14 protein-coding genes are annotated in these 19,290 nt (G+C 58.4%); 5 read left to right on the top strand and 9 right to left on the bottom strand.

The genetic code is table 11. From position 1 onward, the window contains the following. Positions 1 to 177: 177 nt before the first annotated feature. From BM132_RS25630 to BM132_RS25620, 3 genes are all read left to right on the top strand, one after another. The gene (locus BM132_RS25630) at positions 178 to 1,623 is read left to right on the top strand and encodes a DUF2599 domain-containing protein (RefSeq protein WP_092459584.1); all 1,446 of its coding nucleotides are present in this window, start codon (positions 178 to 180) and stop codon (positions 1,621 to 1,623) included. 49 nt (positions 1,624 to 1,672) lie between these two features. Next, positions 1,673 to 3,244 carry a hypothetical protein gene (locus tag BM132_RS25625; protein ID WP_092459582.1) on the top strand — a complete coding sequence of 524 codons (1,572 nt, stop codon included), beginning with the start codon at positions 1,673 to 1,675 and terminating at the stop codon, positions 3,242 to 3,244. 209 nt (positions 3,245 to 3,453) lie between these two features. Further along, on the top strand, positions 3,454 to 5,037 hold the full coding sequence (locus BM132_RS25620) for a peptide chain release factor 3 (protein WP_092459580.1): 1,584 nt from the start codon (positions 3,454 to 3,456) through the stop codon (positions 5,035 to 5,037). A gap of 497 nt (positions 5,038 to 5,534) precedes the next feature. Here the strand turns inward: BM132_RS25620 and BM132_RS25615 are convergent, their stop codons facing one another. Further along, positions 5,535 to 5,894, bottom strand: coding sequence for a DUF6124 family protein (locus tag BM132_RS25615; protein WP_092459578.1), 360 nt, complete (start codon positions 5,892 to 5,894; stop codon positions 5,535 to 5,537). A gap of 685 nt (positions 5,895 to 6,579) precedes the next feature. Between BM132_RS25615 and BM132_RS25610 the strand changes: the two genes are divergently transcribed. Both BM132_RS25610 and BM132_RS25605 read left to right on the top strand, forming a co-directional pair. Beyond that, entirely contained in the window at positions 6,580 to 6,807 is a 228-nt protein-coding gene (locus tag BM132_RS25610; protein WP_092459576.1) for a hypothetical protein, read from the top strand. 205 nt (positions 6,808 to 7,012) lie between these two features. After that, positions 7,013 to 7,474 (top strand): hypothetical protein, encoded by a 462-nt coding sequence (locus tag BM132_RS25605; protein WP_092459574.1) that lies wholly within the window; start codon positions 7,013 to 7,015, stop codon positions 7,472 to 7,474. Between the two features lie 197 nt (positions 7,475 to 7,671). Here the strand turns inward: BM132_RS25605 and BM132_RS25600 are convergent, their stop codons facing one another. From BM132_RS25600 to BM132_RS25565, 8 genes are all read right to left on the bottom strand, one after another. Then, positions 7,672 to 8,652, bottom strand: a complete 981-nt coding sequence (locus BM132_RS25600; RefSeq protein WP_092459572.1) for a peptide ABC transporter ATP-binding protein — start codon at positions 8,650 to 8,652, stop codon at positions 7,672 to 7,674. Continuing rightward, positions 8,652 to 9,620 (bottom strand): ABC transporter ATP-binding protein, encoded by a 969-nt coding sequence (locus BM132_RS25595; RefSeq protein ID WP_092459570.1) that lies wholly within the window; start codon positions 9,618 to 9,620, stop codon positions 8,652 to 8,654. Before BM132_RS25595 ends, BM132_RS25600 begins: the two co-directional genes overlap by 1 nt. 10 nt (positions 9,621 to 9,630) lie before the next feature. Continuing rightward, a complete protein-coding gene (locus BM132_RS25590; protein ID WP_092459568.1) occupies positions 9,631 to 10,542 on the bottom strand; it encodes an ABC transporter permease subunit in 912 nt (303 codons plus the stop codon). 10 nt (positions 10,543 to 10,552) lie between these two features. Continuing rightward, the gene (locus BM132_RS25585) at positions 10,553 to 11,563 is read right to left on the bottom strand and encodes an ABC transporter permease subunit (RefSeq protein ID WP_092394196.1); all 1,011 of its coding nucleotides are present in this window, start codon (positions 11,561 to 11,563) and stop codon (positions 10,553 to 10,555) included. 76 nt (positions 11,564 to 11,639) lie between these two features. Further along, positions 11,640 to 13,235, bottom strand: coding sequence for an ABC transporter substrate-binding protein (locus BM132_RS25580; protein ID WP_092459566.1), 1,596 nt, complete (start codon positions 13,233 to 13,235; stop codon positions 11,640 to 11,642). Between the two features lie 75 nt (positions 13,236 to 13,310). Further along, positions 13,311 to 14,732 carry an OprD family porin gene (locus tag BM132_RS25575; RefSeq protein WP_092394190.1) on the bottom strand — a complete coding sequence of 474 codons (1,422 nt, stop codon included), beginning with the start codon at positions 14,730 to 14,732 and terminating at the stop codon, positions 13,311 to 13,313. A gap of 171 nt (positions 14,733 to 14,903) precedes the next feature. After that, entirely contained in the window at positions 14,904 to 16,505 is a 1,602-nt protein-coding gene (locus BM132_RS25570; protein WP_092459564.1) for an ABC transporter substrate-binding protein, read from the bottom strand. Positions 16,506 to 16,809: 304 nt separating this feature from the next. Beyond that, positions 16,810 to 18,435, bottom strand: a complete 1,626-nt coding sequence (locus BM132_RS25565) for an ABC transporter substrate-binding protein (RefSeq protein WP_092394184.1) — start codon at positions 18,433 to 18,435, stop codon at positions 16,810 to 16,812. Positions 18,436 to 19,290 lie beyond the last annotated feature (855 nt).

The following is a 19,290-nucleotide window of genomic DNA, read 5'->3' as shown; positions in this document are numbered from 1 at the left end:
TAAAAGACTGTAAGTTTTGACAGTGGGCGCGACGAAGCGATTATCGAATACTCATGACTCAAGTTGTACTCGCCGCTGAATATAACCGGTGTTGGGATTATGTCCGGGTGCGCGGCTTATTAGGCGGGGTTTTATGACAGATTGAATTGAGCGAAGAAAAAGCTCTAGGAGAGAGTCATGCGCAAACGTCGGGTCATCCGGATATTAAACATTTCTTTGTTTCTCGGGTTTGTATCGGGCTCCAGCCTGTTGCAGGCAAGCCCTGGCACCGATACGGCCAAACTGATGGAGTACTGGTATCGATTGACCGCACGGGATTGTGGAAGTGGCAGGTTGGCGTCTGATTGCTCTGGATTGATACTTCGAGGAATCGTCAGTAAACAAAGTTATTTGCCGTGGGATGCCAGTCCGTTATCGCATAGCCTGGAAGCGGGGGGCTCGGGTATTGCCGCCGGAGGTACATCGGTTTCATATCTAAGAAAAGATGTGGAATTCAATGGGCTGGGCATGCTCAGGTTCAATGGTTTTGCCTTGGTGCCCAATGATTTTGTGAATGAGCGAGAGCAATTCAAAATCAAAGTGTTGTGTGCCTTTCCTATTGATTCCTGGACGAATTATCGAACCAACAGTGGCTGTGGCGACTATCAGGAAAACGGGAACTCCCTCGGCGTTGTCGAGGACTATTGCCAGAAGCTGGGCATTAGCAATGCCAAGGCGTGGATGGAACACTATGACCGTCAAACCCGAGACCCGGAAGCGACGAAAGCGCACAAGTTTCAATGCGGTTTTGATACCACGAAAGACTACTTCGGTACCTACAACAAGGCTGATGCATTCAATACGTTTGTCGAGGCACGAAAGATTTTGGCCAACGATCCTGATGAAAAGGGTGATGCGATCCATACCCAGTCGGAGCTGAGAATTGAAACCTGGCCGGATAATAAATACTGGAAAAGGGACTGGAGCAGCCAGGAACGGGTAAAGTTTGACGCGCCTGTCGCCAGTGACAGCGACTCAGCGAAAGCCACGTACCTGGAACTCCCTATCGCTGCTTTTATTTATGAGAGTGGTGTTGATTACATTGACAGAACTACAAAGACTTTTAGGTCTCGTGAGCTTGCTCGAGATGATCAGCGTCGATGGGTAGAGCAAGGCAATACGTGGAAGCCGATCATCAAGATACAGTTTCCTAAATCGATCGCTGAGGACGCGAAATTTGCCTACTACCCCGTCGATCAGCACGTTCAACCACCCGTGGATAGTCGCTCCTGTGATAACTACATAGAAAAGATCGAGTGGGACAACAATTATGTAGAGCCCGTATTGGGGAAAATTTCATCGCTCAAGGTCACGCCCACGGCGTGCGGAAGAAAAGCCGGCGTAGGAAAAACCAATGTCGTGCTGGCCGAGTTGGCGATCAAGGCGGCTGCCCTTGATCCGAATCGCAAGGACTGGAATTTCGACAACATGGGCAGCAGCATGCGCCGACAGTTGGCCTGCCATCTTGACTCCCCCGATATCGCCGAGAAGAAACCTACGTGGAGCCTTGAGCCCGCTCGTCCCTATGTTGCCCATGATGTGATTATGAAGTTGCCGGGTGATAACCGCTGTAATCCTCATTGAAGGGGCAGATCAGGCTGTTGACCCGACCGGGATACTCAAGGCGACGAACATGGCAAATCTCACGTTTAAAAAATCAGCAGAGCTGTTGATTCTACTGGGCAGTCTGTGTGTTTCGCCGCTGTCCTTTAGCGAAGCACTGGTGGGCACGATCGTGCAGTCAGGAGAAGCAACGGCAGCCGCCTTGACCCGCAACTACTACGACACCGCGGTCAACTGCGGGGCTGCCACGGCACCTGCTTTTTTATGCACGGGTGTCCTGGCACGCACGACCAATGCAGGAAACTTCGATCCTTGGGACCATAGCGAATTTTCCAGGACCAGCGGCGCGGTCTCATTTTCCTACCTGAGGGCCGACGCCAAGTTCGGTGGTGCGCCATGGGGCAACAACGAAGCCCGGCATGGCTATATTTTTTATCCCACCCTCCGGGCTCCGCAGGGAAAAATGAAGCCCTTGATCATCTGCTATTTTCCCTACGATGGCGCGACGATCTATCGCAGCAAACCGGGCGCCCGCGGTTGCCGTGACAGCATTACCCAGTTCGTCTATCCCCTGAGTAAACCTTGTAATGAACAGAATATTTTCACTGCCAGGGCCTGGCTGACCCATTTTCGAAGGGTCAGTTACGGAAATCCTGCCAGTTGCGCGTGGATGCTCAACGATGCGTTGAATGAGCAAGCCGTGGCTAACTTCAATGCGGGATTGCAAGTCAGAAAACTTGTTGAACTTGAGCCCGGAGGCGCCGATTTCAATTTCAAAAATCACAACGAGCTTCGAATCGAAGCCTGGCCGGAAAAAAATCCGACTCCGCTGCCCATCCAGGCGTTTTTCTGGATCACCGGCTCAAACGATCTGGAAGCCTCCCGAATCGACCAAAAAAAATACTATGAGCGCACCAACGGTCTTGTTGTCCCCATCGTTCGTGTCACATTGCCCCCCAGCCCCAAAGGTCATTTCAGTTTCCAGTATGTGAGTGCGGACCAGGCGATCTCCCCGGTTCTCCCGATGCCCGCTTTGGCCCCACCCACCATTCCCAAGGCTTACAGCTCCGTCTCTGGCGACCGTCTGAACACTAAGGATATCTATAGGGATGAGTACCTCATCGTGCAATTGCCCACCGAGGCGATTGCCGCCTCCGATATCCTGAGTGTTCGATGGGGAGGCCGCGTGCCATACAGCAGTCCGCCGGTCGTATATGGCGAGCTCCCCGCGGACAAACAGGTGCTGATTCCCCGCATTGAGGTCGTCGATAGCATTGGGCTTACCGTACCGGTGAGCTACACGATCAAAAAAAGTGGTGCCGGTGAAACCCTGGAGTCTGGGGTGCGGTTTCTGACCATCGATCCCCAGGCGCTGGTTCTTCCGGCACCCAGTTATGCCTCGGGGACCGTCACGGTCAACTCTCCAGCTCCGACGGGCTCGACCCTGCGTGTACGTGTCATGGGGCAAACCCTCCTTGATACGCCCCATCAAATGGTTACGGCCGGTAAGCCCAACGTTTTCGTGCTTGACCCGACCTGGGTCTCGAAACACAAGGGAAAAACGGTACTGATCAATTATTCGGTGTTTACCACGCTCAGCCCGCAGTGGTTGTTTTCCCAAGTGCTCCGGGTCCAGCTATAAACGTCAGGCCGACGCAGTCTCGGCTGGTAAAACAACACGGGGCTTGCCTCCACAGGACTTGCGGTTGATGGCGGCTACCGCGCCGAAAGGTTCATCCATCAGCAATAACGGGTATCTGGCCACCCCGGATGTACCCAAGGGTTCGGTTCCTGGTACAAGTTGAGCTATAATCGCCGCCCTTTTTTGAATCACCTGCCAGGCGATTTCCCATGACCAAACAGGCCGCCGAAGTCGCGAAACGCCGCACTTTCGCCATTATTTCCCACCCCGATGCCGGTAAGACCACCATCACCGAAAAGCTCTTGCTGATGGGCAAGGCGATTGCGGTGGCCGGCACGGTGAAATCTCGCAAGTCCGACCGCCATGCCACCTCCGATTGGATGGAAATGGAAAAACAGCGGGGTATTTCCATTACCACGTCGGTCATGCAGTTCCCGTATCGCGATCACATGATCAACCTGCTCGACACCCCGGGCCACGAAGACTTCTCCGAAGACACCTACCGTACCCTCACGGCGGTGGACTCGGCGCTGATGGTCCTCGACGGCGGTAAAGGTGTTGAGCCACGGACCATCGCGCTGATGGACGTCTGCCGTCTGCGGGATACCCCGATCGTCAGCTTCATCAACAAACTCGACCGGGACATCCGCGACCCGATCGAACTGCTCGACGAGATTGAAGCGGTTTTGAAGATCAAGGCTGCGCCGATCACCTGGCCGATCGGCTGCTACCGCGATTTCAAGGGCGTGTACCACCTGGCTGACGACTACATCATCGTCTACACCGCCGGGCATGGTCATGAACGCACCGAAACCAAAATCATCGAGAAGCTCGACTCCGACGAGGCCCGCGCCCACCTGGGCGACGAGTACGACCGTTTTGTCGAGCAACTGGAGCTGGTGCAAGGCGCCTGCCATGAGTTCGACCAGCAGGAATTCCTCGACGGCCAACTGACCCCGGTGTTCTTCGGTACCGCGTTGGGCAACTTCGGTGTCGACCATGTGCTCGACGCCGTGGTCGATTGGGCGCCACGTCCGCTGCCGCGCGTGGCCAACGAACGCACCGTGGAACCGGTGGAAGAGAAGTTCACCGGGTTCGTGTTCAAGATCCAGGCGAACATGGACCCCAAGCACCGCGACCGCATCGCGTTCATGCGCATCTGTTCCGGCAAATACGAGAAAGGCATGAAGATGCGCCACGTGCGCACCGGTAAGGATGTGCGCATCGGCGACGCCCTGACGTTCTTCTCCTCGGAACGCGAGCAACTGGAAGAAGCCTTTGCCGGTGACATCATCGGCCTGCACAACCATGGCACCATCCAGATCGGCGACACCTTCACCGAAGGTGAAGTGCTGGGCTACACCGGCATCCCGCACTTCGCCCCGGAGCTGTTCCGCCGCGTGCGCCTGAAGGACCCGCTCAAGTCCAAGCAACTGCGTCAGGGCCTGCAGCAGTTGGCCGAGGAAGGCGCCACTCAGGTGTTCTTCCCGACTCGCAGCAACGACATCATCCTCGGGGCCGTCGGTGTGCTGCAGTTCGACGTCGTCGCCAGCCGTTTGAAAGAGGAATACAAGGTCGAGTGCTCCTACGAGCCCATCACCGTGTGGTCCGCCCGCTGGGTCGATTGCGCCGACAAGAAGAAATTCGAAGAGTTTTCCAACAAAGCCGTGGAAAACCTCGCGCTCGACGGCGGTGGTCACCTGACCTACCTGGCGCCGACCCGGGTCAACCTGGCACTGATGGAAGAGCGCTGGCCGGATGTGAACTTCCGCGCGACCCGTGAGCATCACTAAGCGCTGAGCTTTACACCCAGAACCCCGCACCGAAAGCTGCGGGGTTTTTTGTTTCCACTTAATGATTGGACACCACCAATCCCCTGAGGGAGCGGGCTGGTCGCAGGACCCATGTTCACCTCAGATCCCTGTGGGAGCGAGCCTGCTCGCGAAAGCGGTAGGTCTGCTTGCATCCATGTTGAATGTATCGCCGCCTTCGCGGGCAGGCCCGCTCCCACACGGGTATCGGGCTGGCCGCAGGACCCATGTTCACCTTAAATCCCCTGTGGGAGCGAGCCTGCTCGCGATGGCGGTAGGTCTGCTTGCATCCATGTTGAATGTATCGCCGCCTTCGCGGGCAGGCCCGCTCCCACACGGGTATCGGGCTGGCCGCAGGACCCATGTTCACCTTAAATCCCCTGTGGGAGCGAGCCTGCTCGCGATGGCGGTAGGTCTGCTTGCATCCATGTCGAATGTAGCGCCGCCTTCGCGAGCAGGCTCGCTCCCACAAGGGGCGTCTAACGTGGGTCGGCGATGTCCAACGCTCGATTTGCCAACAGTTCGCTCAGCTCAATCACTTGCTGGATACCCAGCGCAACATGCCGGCGAGAACCTTGAAGATCGAATGCCAAATCGCTGATCATGGCGTTGGCCGAGGCCAGGTTTTCGCTGAGGTTGGCGAGCAGGCTTTCGCTGTCGACCCCCTCCACGATGGTGAAGAGTTGGCCTGCCGGCGGCTCTTTCTTGGATTTGGCCTGTTCCGGCTTCAAATAATAATTGAGTGCCCGCTCAGTGGCTTCGTGGAATTTTTCCGGATCGAGGCTTGAGTAGGAAGAGGTGGGGTCTGTTTCGGGGGGATTGGGTGTGACCTTGAACATGATGACGCTCCTAGGGGTAATGGAGTCGCCAGACATCGCTGCTAAACGAAGAGGGTGGCGACTGTACGCGGGTTAGCAGACCGGACCCCTAGAAGCCGGCAGACCCGAAGGTCTCCCACGCACAACCGCCATTACATACATGGCAGGCACTAAAACCTGCTCCATGATGTGGAGCACTGTGCATCTAGGGATTCAGGCTGCTAAACCCGACCGCTGATTTTCAGCGACCAGATAACCATAGAGCCCGGCCCCAAGGCGCACAATCGGGCGGATTCTGGCTTAGTTGTAGGCAATGGCGCAAGGCGATGTAGCCTCGGGATTAGTGCTCCGTGTTACTGGGAATTTGTCTGTAAGGCTCAATGTCTGCCGTTAAGAGAACGGGAGCTACGCGGGACGAACCTGTGGGAGCAAAGCTTGCTCGCGATGGCTGCGGGTCAGTCAATCTCAAGGTGGCTGACCCACAGCCATCGCGAGCAGGCTCGCTCCCACATTCGGTCGCTGGGTGGGTTAAAAGCGGTTTCACTTCATAGCCTTTCGGGATAAGCCTTATTCGAAAGCAATCTGTGCCTGGATGGCATTTCTCGCTGTGCATAAGCGTCCTATTTGATGAACCGGTCGTTCAGAACCAGCATTTCTTGAGCGCCGTCCGGCTTAGGCTTTAACCAGAGAAAAAAAGGAATCGGCTATGAACACATTTCTACGCGCGATGATTTTGCTGAAGGTTTTAGTGTTGCTGTCTCTCGGTTCGTCAGCAGCCTGGGCCGAATGCGATGAGCATGAAAAACAAGCGGCGTACGGGCAGGTGGCGCAGGGCGAGTTGATGCTTGCCGCGAACGAGGAACAGACGCCCGGCGATCAGGACAATGACGACTCGTCGATTGATGAAGATCTTGATGGTGATAGCCAGACTTGATCCAAATACTGAGCTGATGGTTCCCCTCTGCATAAAAAACGCCCTGATATCAGGGCGTTTTTTATGCACGACTTCTGCAGTATCCGAATAAGGTGACGCCGCAGATATACATCGACCTGTCAGGTCTGACAGTAGACGGTATTGCAGCCGGCTCTTATAACTTTGGGCAGCGATTGTTCAACTGCTAAGGAGCCAGGAGAACACTATGAGAAACAGCGACCAGTCTAAAAGAGCCAAAGGACACCTGGCGGGATGGGTGGGCGGCGTTGCGTTTGATTCGGCCAGCCTGACATTAGTGGCTGACGCCGACAGTGAGGATTTCGTGATTCAAGCCAGTTGGAGCGATGGCGGTGGAAGAGACCTGACGTTCTACATGCCTGAACGAGGCCCGGAGCGCAAGGTATACACGTTTGCTGCTGCGCAAGGCGCTGGCGCTTACTACGAGATGGCTGGGGAGCGGACGATGGAGTGGCAGGGGGGCTCCATCACGCGAGAAAAAGCGGAGTTCTCTTCATCTGATCCGAATCAATGGCGGGTAGTGATCGGTTTCAATTTTGAAGTCATTGTTGATGACCAGGCTGTCTGGATAAAGGGCGAAGGTGACCTCACGGGGGCGACTCCCTGGAACAGGGGGATGCGCGAGCGATTTCCGACGCGCAAAGGTTAGGAACTAATACAGGACCCGTGGCGAGGGGAGCTTGCTCCCGCTTGACGGTAGGAGCTGGCGAAGCCTGCGATCTTTTGATCTTTCGCTTGAGATTCAAGTGGCAGGGGAAAGATCGCAGCCTCGTTGCACTCGACAGCTCCTACAGGTCCAGCGGGAGCAAGCTCTCTCGCCACAGGTGCTTTTCTGCCTTTTTAGCCTTACGCCGCGCCGTCGAGGAACTGCTCGGCGTAATGGCAGGCCACCTGCCGGTTATCCAGCAACCGCAAGGCCGGTTCTTCGGTCTGGCAACGCTCGGTGGCGTACGGGCAGCGCTTGTGGAAGGCGCAGCCGGACGGTGGGTTGAGCGGGTTGGGCAGTTCGCCGACGATCTTGATCTTCGGCTTGTTCGGGTCCGGGTGGATGGTCGGGGTGGCCGACAGCAGCGCCTGGGTGTACGGGTGTAGCGGGCGGCTGTAGATGGACTCGTTAGGGCCCATTTCCACCGGACGACCGAGGTACATCACCATCACGTCGTCGGCCACGTGCTGCACCACCGCCAGGTTGTGGGAAATGAACACGTAGGCGGTGTTGAATTCCTCCTGCAAGTCCATGAACAGGTTCAGCACCTGGGCCTGGATCGACACGTCCAGCGCCGATGTCGGTTCGTCCGCCACCAGCACCTTGGGTTGCAGCATCATGGCGCGGGCCAGGGCGATGCGCTGGCGTTGGCCGCCGGAGAACATGTGCGGGTAGCGCTGGTAATGCTCGGGGCGCAGGCCCACCTGCTTCATCATCGCCTGGACTTTTTCCCGCCGCTCGGTGGCCGACAGGTTGGTGTTGATGAGCAAAGGCTCGGCCAGTTGATCACCGACTTTCTGCCGTGGGTTGAGGGACGCATACGGGCTCTGGAAGACCATCTGCACGTCTTTGCGCAACTGCTTGCGTTCGGCCTTGTTGGCGCCGGCCACTTCCTGGCCGGCGATTTTCAGCGAGCCGGTGGACGGCTCTTCGATCAGTGTCAGGGCGCGGGCGAGGGTGGATTTGCCGCAACCGGATTCACCCACCACGGCCAGGGTCTTGCCGGCTTCCAGTTCGAACGACACACCGTTGAGGGCGCGAACGGTGGCATGGCCCTTGAACATGCCACGGGACACTTCGTAATGACGGGTCAGGTCACGGGCGGTAAGTACGACGGCCATCACGCCACCTCCTGGTTCAACGGGTAGAAGCAGCGGGCGAGGCTGGCGGCTTTCGGGTCAAGGGCTGGGCGCTGTTGACGGCAGTTGTCCTGCACGTACGGGCAGCGCGGCGACAGCAGGCAGCCTTGCGGACGGTCGTAGCGACCGGGAACGATGCCCGGCAGCGTCGCCAGGCGCTCGGCGCCCATGCTGTGTTCGGGAATCGCCGCCAGCAGGGCTTCGCTGTACGGGTGCGCGGGGATGTCGAACAGCTCGGGCACCTTGCCCACTTCCACGGCTTGACCGGCGTACATCACGCACACGCGCTGGGCGGTTTCAGCGACCACGGCCAGGTCATGGGTGATCAACACCAGGCCCATGTTCTGCTCTTTCTGCAGGGCCAGCAGCAGGTCCATGATCTGCGCCTGGATGGTCACGTCCAGCGCGGTGGTCGGTTCGTCGGCGATCAACAGTTTTGGCTCGCCGGCAATGGCCATGGCAATCGCCACACGCTGGCTCATGCCGCCGGAGAGTTGATGGGGGTAGGCATTCATGCGACTGGCGGCGCCGGGGATTTCGACTTTCTCCAGCAGTTCGATGGCGCGCTGGCGGGCGGCCTTGCCGGACATTTTCAGGTGCAGGCGCAGCACTTCTTCGATCTGGAACCCCACGGTGTAGCTGGGGTTGAGCGCGGTCATCGGGTCCTGGAAGACCATCGCCAGATCCTTGCCGACGATCTGCCGGCGCTGGCGGCTGCTCAGCTTGAGCATGTTCTTGCCGTCGAAGTTCAGCGCGTCGGCGGTGACGATGCCGGGGTGCTCGATCAGGCCCATCAGCGCCATCATGGTCACGGATTTACCCGAGCCGGATTCACCGACGATGGCCAGGACTTCGCCTTTTTCCACGGTCAGGTCCAGACCGTCGACCACCGGGACGGCGGTGGCGTCGCCGAAGCGAACGTTGAGATTCTTGATTTCTAGCAGTGACATGGGAATCTCCTCAGGCGGCATTCTTGAGTTTCGGGTCCAGCGCATCGCGCAAACCGTCGCCCATCAGGTTGATTGCCAGCACGCTGAGCAAAATGGTCAAGCCAGGCAGGCTCACCACCCACCAGGCGCGTTCGATGTAGTCCCGGGCCGAAGCCAGCATGGTGCCCCACTCCGGGGTGGGCGGCTGGACGCCGAGGCCGAGGAAGCCCAGGGCGGCGGCGTCGAGGATCGCCGAGGAAAAGCTCAAGGTGGCCTGCACGATCAGCGGCGCCATGCAGTTGGGCAGCACAGTGATGAACATCAGGCGCGGCAGGCCGGCACCGGCCAGGCGCGCGGCAGTCACGTAGTCACGGTTCAGCTCGCCCATCACGGCGGCGCGGGTCAGGCGCACGTAGGACGGCAGCGACACGATGGCGATGGCGATCACGGTGTTGATCAGGCCTGGGCCGAGGATGGCGACAATCGCCACGGCCAGCAGCAGCGAAGGCAGGGCGAGCATGATGTCCATCAAACGCATGATGGTCGGGCCGAGCAGACGCGGGAAGAACCCGGCGAACAGCCCCAGCAGGATGCCCGGGATCAGCGACATCACCACCGACGACAAGCCGATCAGCAGCGACAGGCGCGAACCCTGGATCAGCCGCGACAGCAAATCGCGTCCCAGTTCGTCGGTGCCCAGCAGGAACTGCATCTGACCGCCTTCGAGCCAGACCGGCGGCGTCAGCAGAAATTCGCGGTACTGCTCGCTCGGGTCATGGGGGGCGACCCACGGGGCAAAGAGCGCGCAAAACACGATCAGGATCATGAACATCAGCCCGGCCACGGCGCCCTTGTTGCGGGAAAACGCCTGCCAGAATTCTTTGTACGGGGACGGGTACAGCAGGCTTTGATCGACTGCTACCGAGGTAGTTGGAGTACTCATGGTTTTGATCTCAGCGCTGGTGACGGATACGTGGGTTGGCAAAGCCGTAGAGCACATCCACGACGAAGTTGACCAGAATCACCAGGCAGGCGATTAACAGGATGCCGTTCTGCACCACGGGATAGTCCCGGGCGCCGATGGCTTCGATCAGCCACTTGCCGATACCCGGCCAGGAGAAGATCGTTTCGGTCAGGACTGCACCGGCCAGCAGGGTGCCGACTTGCAGGCCGACCACGGTCAGCACCGGGATCAGTGCGTTGCGCAGGCCATGCACGAACACCACGCGCGACGGCGACAGGCCCTTGGCGCGCGCGGTGCGGATGTAGTCTTCGCGCAGCACTTCGAGCATCGAAGAGCGGGTCATGCGGGCAATCACTGCCAGCGGAATAGTGCCCAGCACAATGGCCGGCAGGATCAGGTGGTGCAGAGCGTCGAGGAACGCGCCCGGCTCATCGGCCAGCAGGGTGTCGATCAGCATGAAGCCGGTTTTCGGCTCGATGTCATACAAAAGGTCGATCCGCCCCGACACCGGCGTCCAGCCCAGGGACACCGAGAAGAACATGATCAGGATCAGGCCCCACCAGAAGATCGGCATCGAATACCCCGCCAGGGAGATGCCCATCACCCCATGGTCGAACAGGGATCCTCGCTTGAGTGCCGCGATCACCCCGGCCAAAAGGCCCAGGATACCGGCGAACAACAGGGCGGCCAGGGACAGTTCCAGGGTCGCGGGAAACAGGGAACTGAACTCGGTCCAGACGCTTTCGCGGGTGCGCAGCGATTCGCCGAGATCGCCCTGGGCCAGTTTGCCGATGTAGTCCAGATACTGGGCATACAGCGGTTTGTTCAGGCCAAGGCGTTCCATTGCCTGAGCGTGCATTTCGGGATCGACCCGACGTTCGCCCATCATCACTTCCACGGGGTCGCCGGGGATCATGCGAATCAACGCGAAGGTCAGCAGGGTGATGCCGAAGAACGTGGGGATCAACAATCCCAGTCGGCGGGCAATAAAACTAAACATCTTAAGGTGTACCTCATCAGCCGGTTAGGCGTGCCCGGCGACGCTTGTGGTCAAGTGTCGCCGGGCGTTTTCTTATCTACTTCACCTGGGTGGTGGCGAAGTTATTGGTCGTCAGCGGGCTAATCACATAGCCCTCTACGTTCTTGCGCATTGCGGTAAACATGCGGGTGTGGGCCATGCTGATCCACGGTTGGTCCTGGTTGAAAAGCACTTGGGCCTGTTCATAGAGCTTGGTGCGCTCCTCGGGGTTCACTGTGGCGCGGGCCTGGTCGATCAGCGCCTGGAATTGCTCGTTGCACCAGCGCGCGTAGTTTTCGCCGTTCTTGGCCGCTTCGCAACTGAGCATAGGCGTCAGGAAGTTATCCGGGTCGCCGTTATCGCCCGCCCATCCGGCGGAAACCATGTCGTGCTCGCCGTTCTTGGCGCGCTTGAGCATTTCGCCCCATTCCATCACGCGGATGTCGACCTTGATCCCGACCTTCGCCAGGTCCGCCTGCATCATCTGCGCGCCGAGCATCGGGTTGGGGTTGGTCGGACCGCCGCCGTTACGGGTGAACAGAGTGAACACGGTGCCTTCAGGTACGCCGGCTTCCTTGAGCAACTCACGGGCCTTGTCCAAGTTGCGGGGCGGGTTCTTCAGGTCGTGATTGAAGCCCAGCAGCGTCGGTGGATACGGGTTGACCGCCACGGTGGCGTTGCCCTTGCCGAACAGCGCATTGACGTAGGCTTCCTTGTCGAAGGCCAGGTCGATGGCTTTGCGCACCCGCACATCGCTCATGTATTTGTGGCTGGTGTTCATGGCCGTGTAGGAAACGGTCATCGCGTCCAGCTCAGCGACTTTCAGGTTCGGGTCTTTCTTGATGCTGGGGATGTCGTCGGGTTTGGGGTACAGCGCGATCTGGCACTCGTTGGTCTTGAGCTTTTGCATGCGCACGTTGTTGTCGGTGGCGATGGCCAGAATCAGTGCATCGGCCGGTGGCTTGCCACGGAAGTAATCCGGGTTGGCCTTGAAGCGCACCTGGGCGTCCTTGTTGTAGCGCTGAAAGATGAACGGGCCGGTGCCAATCGGTTTGCTGTTCAGATCGCCGGCCTTGTTGGCCTTGAGCAACTGGTCGGCATACTCGGCCGGGTAGATCGAAGAGAAGGCCATGGCGATGTCGGCCAGGAACGGCGCTTCACGGCGAGTCAGGCTGAACTTGACCGTGTGCTCGTCGACTTTCTCGACGCTTTTGAGCAGCTCTTTGAAGCCCATGCTTTCAAAGTAGGGGAAGCCTACGCTCGACAGCTTGTGCCATGGGTGATTCGGGTCCAGTTGACGCTGGAAACTCCAGACCACGTCGTCGGCATTCATGTCGCGGGTCGGCTTGAAATAATCGGTGGTGTGGAACTTGACGCCTTTGCGCAGATGGAAGGTGTACGTCAGGCCATCGTCACTGATGTCCCAGGATTCGGCCAGGGCCGGAATCACTTCGGTGGTGCCGGGCTTGAAGTCGGCCAGGCGATTGAAGATGGTTTCTGCCACGGCGTCGGCAGTGACTGCAGTCGTGTACTGGACCATGTCGAAGCCTTCCGGGCTGGCTTCTGTGCAAACCACCAGGGGCTTGGCCGTGGCGCCAACGGCGACACTCAGCAACGCCGCGGCGATGGCGGCGCGTAGGGGATTCATGTTCATCGGCAATCCTCTGCAATCGGTTAAACGCAAAAAACCGAACGACCGACCTTGTGAGTCGGCCGTTCGGCGGAGGGTTTAGAGAATGTTGAACGGGATGGTGGTGACCAGGCGGAACTCGTTGATGTTGCCATCAGCCTGGTTTTCGCTGGCGCGGTGCGTGGTGTAGGTCGCACGAATCGCGGTGGCCTTGAGTGGGCCACTTTGCACGGCGTAGGAGGCGCCAACACCGTATTCGTAGTGAGTTTCGCCATCCATCAGGCTCAGGTCGCCGCGCTGGGTACCTGGTGCGGTGTAGGCCGTGCCACGGTAATGCGTGCCGTCGATGCCCCAGCCGCGTGCCTGATAGATGTTGAACTTCAGGCCCGGTACGCCGTACTCGGCCATGTTGAGGCCGTAGGCGATCTGGAACGATTTCTCGTTCGGGCTGTTGAAGTCCGACAGCAAGGAGTTGGCCAGGTAGATGCCATTGGTTTCGTGCAGGTAGTCGAAGTACTCGTCGCCGTTCACTTCCTGATAGGAGAACGTCAGGCTATGGGCCTGGTGAGCAAGGCCGAGCGACAGGGAGTAGGTATCGTTATCGATATTCCCCATCAGCTTTTTGCCCTCATCAACGGTTTTGTAGTAGTTCAGGCCGGTGGTCAGACTCAGCACCTGGCTGTCACCCAACTCGTGGGTCGCGCCAAAGTAGTACTGGTTCCAGAAGTCTTCAACATTGGCGCCATACAGGCTGGTTTTCAGGCTCTTGAACGGCTGGTAGTTCACGCCGGCGGTGAGGACTTTGTCGGTTTCCACGCCAGTGGCGGAATACTCGCTGCGGAACTTCGACAGGCTCTGCTCGGTACGCGGCGAAACGCGATCGAAACCGGCCACGTCGAACGACAGGTTGTTGAATTCCTCGCTATGCAGACTCACACCTTCGAAACTCGAAGGCAGTGCGCGGTTGCCGATAACGTCGACGATAGGCGTACTGAAATTCTGACGACCGGCGGTGAGCGTTGTGTTCGATACGCGGAACTTGACGTTGGCCAGACCCAGCTTGCTCCACTGGTCGACGGCATCACCGTTGGAGTCGGCCAGGGTGCGGTTGGAACCGCCGGCGATGTGCTTGCGGTCTTGATCCAGCACGATGGCGTTGTAGGCGGCTACTTCCGTGCTGACGCCGACTGTGCCTTGGGTAAAGCCCGAGGTGTAGTTGACGATGGTGCCCTGAACCCAGTTGATACGACGTGCAATGGGCGTAGCTGGCACGGAAGGATCATTTTTTACGCTGTTAGGCTTATAGCTGAATCGGTCATCACGACGTTTCAGTTCGTTGGCGTACCAGTTACGGGTCGTGCCGCCCAAGCTCTGTCCATCGATAAAACCTTTAGCCTCGCTTTGAGCGCTGCTGCCAGCCAGGGTGGTCGGAACGAATTCCTGACTTGCAGACTCAGCATAGGCTGTGGCCGTAACGCTGCTGATGGCCAAGGCCAGTAACGCGGTGTTGCTCAGTTTCATCGGTAACGCTCCTTTTCTTTCTTTTTTAATGCCGGTCTTTTTTAGTGATACGGCTATCGGTTTTTACAACTCATCGGCACATCGCAAACGTTTGCACGGTGCCAGATCGGCGAATTCCGGCAAGACGTCGGCGTGAGGGCCCAAGTGGGCCCTCGCTGTGTGGCTAATCGGTTATGGGTTCAGGCTGACGCCCGAGAACACGTTGCGACCGAAGGGGCTGACTTTGAACCCTTCGACTTTGGTGCTCAGCGGCTGGTTGACCGTCGAGTGGGCAACCGGGGTGATCGGCACTTGCTGCTTGAGCAACTGCTGGGCCTGTTTGTAAAGCACGGTGCGCTGGTCGCGATCGGTGACGACCTTGGCCTGCTTGATCAGCTTGTCGTAGTCCTGATCACACCACATGGAGTAGTTGTTGCCGCCAATGGCATCGCAGCTGTACAGCGTGCCCAACCAGTTGTCCGGGTCCCCGTTGTCACCGGTCCAGCCGATCAGGCTGACATCGTGCTCGCCGTTCTTGGTGCGCTTGATGTACTCGCCCCATTCATAGCTGACAATCTTCACCTTCAGGCCGATCTTCGCCCAGTCGGCCTGGAGCATCTCGGCCATCAGCTTGGCGTTGGGGTTGTACGGACGTTGCACCGGCATGGCCCAAAGGGTGATTTCGGTGCCTTCCTTGACCCCGGCGGCCTTGAGCAGCTCCTTGGCTTTTTCCGGGTTATACGGCGTGTCCTTGATCGTGTCGTCGTAGGACCACTGGGTTGGCGGCATGGCGTTGACCGCCAATTGGCCCGCGCCCTGGTACACGGCGTTGAGGATGCTCTGCTTGTTCACCGCCATGTCCAGCGCCCGGCGTACTTCGACCTGATCGAACGGTTTGTGGCGGGTGTTATAGGCGATGTAGCCGAGGTTGAAACCCGGTTTCTCGATCAGTTGCAGTTTCGGGTCGTTTTTCAAGGCCGGCACATCGGCTGGACGCGGATGCAGGGTGACCTGGCATTCGTTGGCCTTGAGTTTCTGCACCCGTACCGAGGCATCGGTGTTGATGGAGAAGATCAGGTTGTTCAGCTTGACCCGTTCCGGCGCCCAGTACTGCTTGTTGGCGACGTAGCGAATGTTGGAATCTTTCTGGTAGCTCTTGAACTCAAACGGTCCGGTGCCAATCGGCTTCTGGTTGATGTCGCTGGGCTTGCCGTTCTTGAGCAACTGATCAGCATATTCGGCCGACAGGATCGAAGCGAAGCTCATGGCGATGTTCTGGATGAACGCGGCGTCCACGCTGTTGAGGGTCATGACCACGGTCAGCGGCCCGGTCGCCTCGACCTTGGCGATGTTCTTGTTCAGGCTCATGCCGTTGAAATACGGAAACTCGGTCGGGTAGGCCTTGCGGAACGGGTGCTGCGGGTCAAGCATGCGGTTGAAGGTGAACAGCACGTCGTCGGCGTTGAAATCCCGGGTCGGCGTGAAGTAGTCGGTGGTATGAAACTTCACACCTTCACGCAGGTGAAAGGTGTATTTCAGGCCATCTTCGGAAATGTCCCAGCGAGTCGCCAGGCCAGGTACGACGTTGGTCGCGCCTTTTTCAAATTCGGCCAGGCGGTTGTACAGCGGTTCGGCGGCATCGTTGTCGGTGGCCGTGGTGTATTGCGCGGTGTCGAAACCGGCGGGGCTGCCTTCGGAACAGAACACCAGGCTGCCGCCGGCGGCCTGGGCCATGGAGGTGGCGGCCAGCAGGCCGGTGCCCAGCAATGCGGATAAAACCAAGGTATGGCGCATGACGCTCCCTCTCTCTATGGGGTGTTTAACAGTGACCGGCGCCCTTGCAGGACCTGTCCGGGCACTGAGTTCAATCCATTGCGAACAGCGATGCCGCAGCGCCAGCAGATCGACCTGGCTCCCGACGGTATGGGCCGCGGGCCAGGCAGTAAATGCGTAACGCCTGAAAGACTTGTGGGAAAAGGCGATACGTCCTAAACCAGCTGCTGTGGTACGCAGTGCTTTTGGATGTAGGCGTTTTCCTGAGTCTTGGTCTCGGCAGATAAAGCAACGGCGCCGTCAGAAACGCCGCCGTTGCCTACCCTTATTTGCTGACGCTGACGCCGTAGAAGGAGTTCAAGCCAAACGGGCTGATCTTGAAGTCCTGCACATTGGCGCGCATGGGTTGATACACCGTCGAGTGAGCGATAGGTGTCATTGGCACAGCGTCCTTGAGGACGTGTTGCGCCTGTTTGTACAGTTCGGTGCGCTTGGCCTGGTCGGTCGTGCGCTTAGCTTGCTTGACGAGGTCGTCGAACTTCTTGTCGCACCATTTTGAGAAGTTGTTGCCGGCCAGCGAGTCGCAGCCGAACAGCACGTTGAGCCAGTTGTCCGGGTCACCGTTATCACCGCTCCAGCCAATGATCATGGCCTGGTTCTCGCCGCCCTTGGAACGCTTGATGTACTCGCCCCATTCGTAGCTGACGATGTTGACGTTCAGGCCGATCTTCTTCCAGTCGGACTGCAGCATCTCAGCCATCAGTTTGGCGTTCGGGTTGTACGGACGCTGTACCGGCATCGCCCACAGGGTGATGTTGGTGCCTTCCTTGACGCCGGCTTCCTTGAGCAGCGTCTTGGCCTTCTCAGGGTCGTACTTGGCATCCTTGATGGTGGTGTCGTAGGACCATTGGGTCGGCGGCATGGCGTTGACCGCCAGTTGGCCCGCGCCCTGATAGACCGAATCGATGATCTGCGGCTTGTTGACCGCCATGTCCAGCGCCTGGCGTACTTTCAGGTCCGCCAGAATGTTCGGCTCGTTGCTGCCCTTGATCTTGTCCATCACGTTGTAAGCGACGTAGCCCAGGTTGAAGCCGGCCTGGTCAGGCATCTTCAGCGCTTTGTCTTCTTTCAATGCCTTGAGATCGGCGGGGCGCGGGAAGAGGGTGATCTGGCACTCGTTCTTCTTCAGCTTCTGCATGCGCACCGACGGGTCGGTGGTGATGGCGAAGATCAGGTTGTCGATCTTCACGTCTTCAGGCTTCCAGTAATCCTTGTTCCCGGTGTAGCGGATGTTGGAGTCTTTCTGGTAGCTCTTGAACACGAATGGGCCGGTGCCGACCGGTTTCTGGTTGATGTCGGTAGGTTTGCCGTCCTTGAGCAGCTGGGCGGCGTACTCGGCGGACTGGATCGAGGCGAAGCTCATGGCCATGTTCTGGATGAACGCGGCGTCAACATCCTTGAGGGTGAACTTGACGGTGTGGTCGTCGACTTTATCGATCTTGGTGATGTTGGTGTCCATCCCCATGTCGGTGAAGTACGGGAATTCGGTCGGGTAGGCCTTACGGAACGGGTCATCCTTGCTGATCATGCGATTGAAGGTGAACAGCACGTCGTCGGCGTTGAATTCACGAGTCGGCTTGAAATACGGGGTGGTGTGGAACTTGACGCCTTCACGCAGGTGGAAGGTGTAGGTGAGGCCGTCTTCGGAAATGTCCCACTTGGTCGCCAGGCCAGGAATCACAGCGGTGCCGCCGCGTTCGAACTGGGTCAGACGGTTGAACATGGTTTCTGCAGAGGCGTCGAAGTCGGTTCCGGTGGTGTACTGACCAGGGTCAAAACCGGCCGGGCTGCCTTCGGAGCAGAACACCAGGTTAGTCGCCGCTTGGGCGAAAGGTGCGCTGGCTAATAAGCCTGCGCCGACTAAAAACGGAATGACCGCTTGTTTAAGCATGTTGGCCTCATGATTTGTTGTCATTTTTGATTTGAGGGCGACCTCGTGAGTCGACCTGCGGATACTTATGCAGGCCCCATACCCAATGCAAGATCCAGAGCCGTTACAAGCCTGAAACAGTGGCACGTACGTACCTTAATGTCGCATCCGTGTAACTTCTGACGCATTTGATCGTTTGCGAGGGCGCTTTTGGCTTGAGTGGCGCTCCTTGCCGGTGCATCTCGAAGCTGCTGATGCACCGGGTTGGGGCGGGTATTACCTCTTGAAACCCGTGAGGTAGAACGGTGCAACCAAAGTGTCCTGGCGTGTTTAGCGGGGCGGTTTTTGTGTGTATTACGGGCGACTGTATTTGGCCGCTTATCTGTGGGAGCAAAGCTTGCTCGCGAGGCGGTCTGGCAGCTGGCCAGGATTTTTTTGACCGGGTACATATCCGTTACTGCGGTAACGGCTACTTATGGTTCCGCTCTTACAGCGGGTCACTTTCGAAAAGCGCGAAAGTAACCAAAGCGCTTTGCCCCACCACTCGGCACCTCGCCTAGGCTCGGTGTGCCCTCACTCCGGCATTGCTCCGTGGGCCCGCCGCGAAGGGCCATCCATGGCCCAGCGCGGCTAACCCGGCATCCATGCCGGGTTGCCCACTGCGCAATACCTGCGTTCGGCCAGCGTGGTTAACGGGGCGCCCAGATCAAAAGCCGGGACGAGGCGGCCTTATAGCCGACCTGGTTCTCCCGGTCGCACCCCGATCCAATTGTGGGAGCGGGCTTGCTCGCGAAGGCGGCCTTATAGCCGGCCTGTTTGCCACGGTTGTACCCGATCCCACTGTGGGAGCGGGCTTGCTCGCGAAGGCGGCCTTAT

It is taken from the genome of Pseudomonas sp. NFACC45, from assembly GCF_900113505.1.
Lineage (GTDB): Bacteria > Pseudomonadota > Gammaproteobacteria > Pseudomonadales > Pseudomonadaceae > Aquipseudomonas > Aquipseudomonas tehranensis.
The sequence above is the reverse complement of the archived record's forward strand: the minus strand, read 5'-3'. Positions and strand labels throughout refer to the sequence as shown.

Coding starts and splice junctions, on each gene's coding strand:
- BM132_RS25630 (WP_092459584.1), top strand. CDS start 178: ATGCGCAAACGTCGGGTCATCCGGATATTAAACATTTCTTTGTTTCTC.
- BM132_RS25625 (WP_092459582.1), top strand. CDS start 1,673: ATGGCAAATCTCACGTTTAAAAAATCAGCAGAGCTGTTGATTCTACTG.
- BM132_RS25620 (WP_092459580.1), top strand. CDS start 3,454: ATGACCAAACAGGCCGCCGAAGTCGCGAAACGCCGCACTTTCGCCATT.
- BM132_RS25615 (WP_092459578.1), bottom strand. CDS start 5,894: ATGTTCAAGGTCACACCCAATCCCCCCGAAACAGACCCCACCTCTTCC.
- BM132_RS25610 (WP_092459576.1), top strand. CDS start 6,580: ATGAACACATTTCTACGCGCGATGATTTTGCTGAAGGTTTTAGTGTTG.
- BM132_RS25605 (WP_092459574.1), top strand. CDS start 7,013: ATGAGAAACAGCGACCAGTCTAAAAGAGCCAAAGGACACCTGGCGGGA.
- BM132_RS25600 (WP_092459572.1), bottom strand. CDS start 8,652: ATGGCCGTCGTACTTACCGCCCGTGACCTGACCCGTCATTACGAAGTG.
- BM132_RS25595 (WP_092459570.1), bottom strand. CDS start 9,620: ATGTCACTGCTAGAAATCAAGAATCTCAACGTTCGCTTCGGCGACGCC.
- BM132_RS25590 (WP_092459568.1), bottom strand. CDS start 10,542: ATGAGTACTCCAACTACCTCGGTAGCAGTCGATCAAAGCCTGCTGTAC.
- BM132_RS25585 (WP_092394196.1), bottom strand. CDS start 11,563: ATGTTTAGTTTTATTGCCCGCCGACTGGGATTGTTGATCCCCACGTTC.
- BM132_RS25580 (WP_092459566.1), bottom strand. CDS start 13,235: ATGAACATGAATCCCCTACGCGCCGCCATCGCCGCGGCGTTGCTGAGT.
- BM132_RS25575 (WP_092394190.1), bottom strand. CDS start 14,732: ATGAAACTGAGCAACACCGCGTTACTGGCCTTGGCCATCAGCAGCGTT.
- BM132_RS25570 (WP_092459564.1), bottom strand. CDS start 16,505: ATGCGCCATACCTTGGTTTTATCCGCATTGCTGGGCACCGGCCTGCTG.
- BM132_RS25565 (WP_092394184.1), bottom strand. CDS start 18,435: ATGCTTAAACAAGCGGTCATTCCGTTTTTAGTCGGCGCAGGCTTATTA.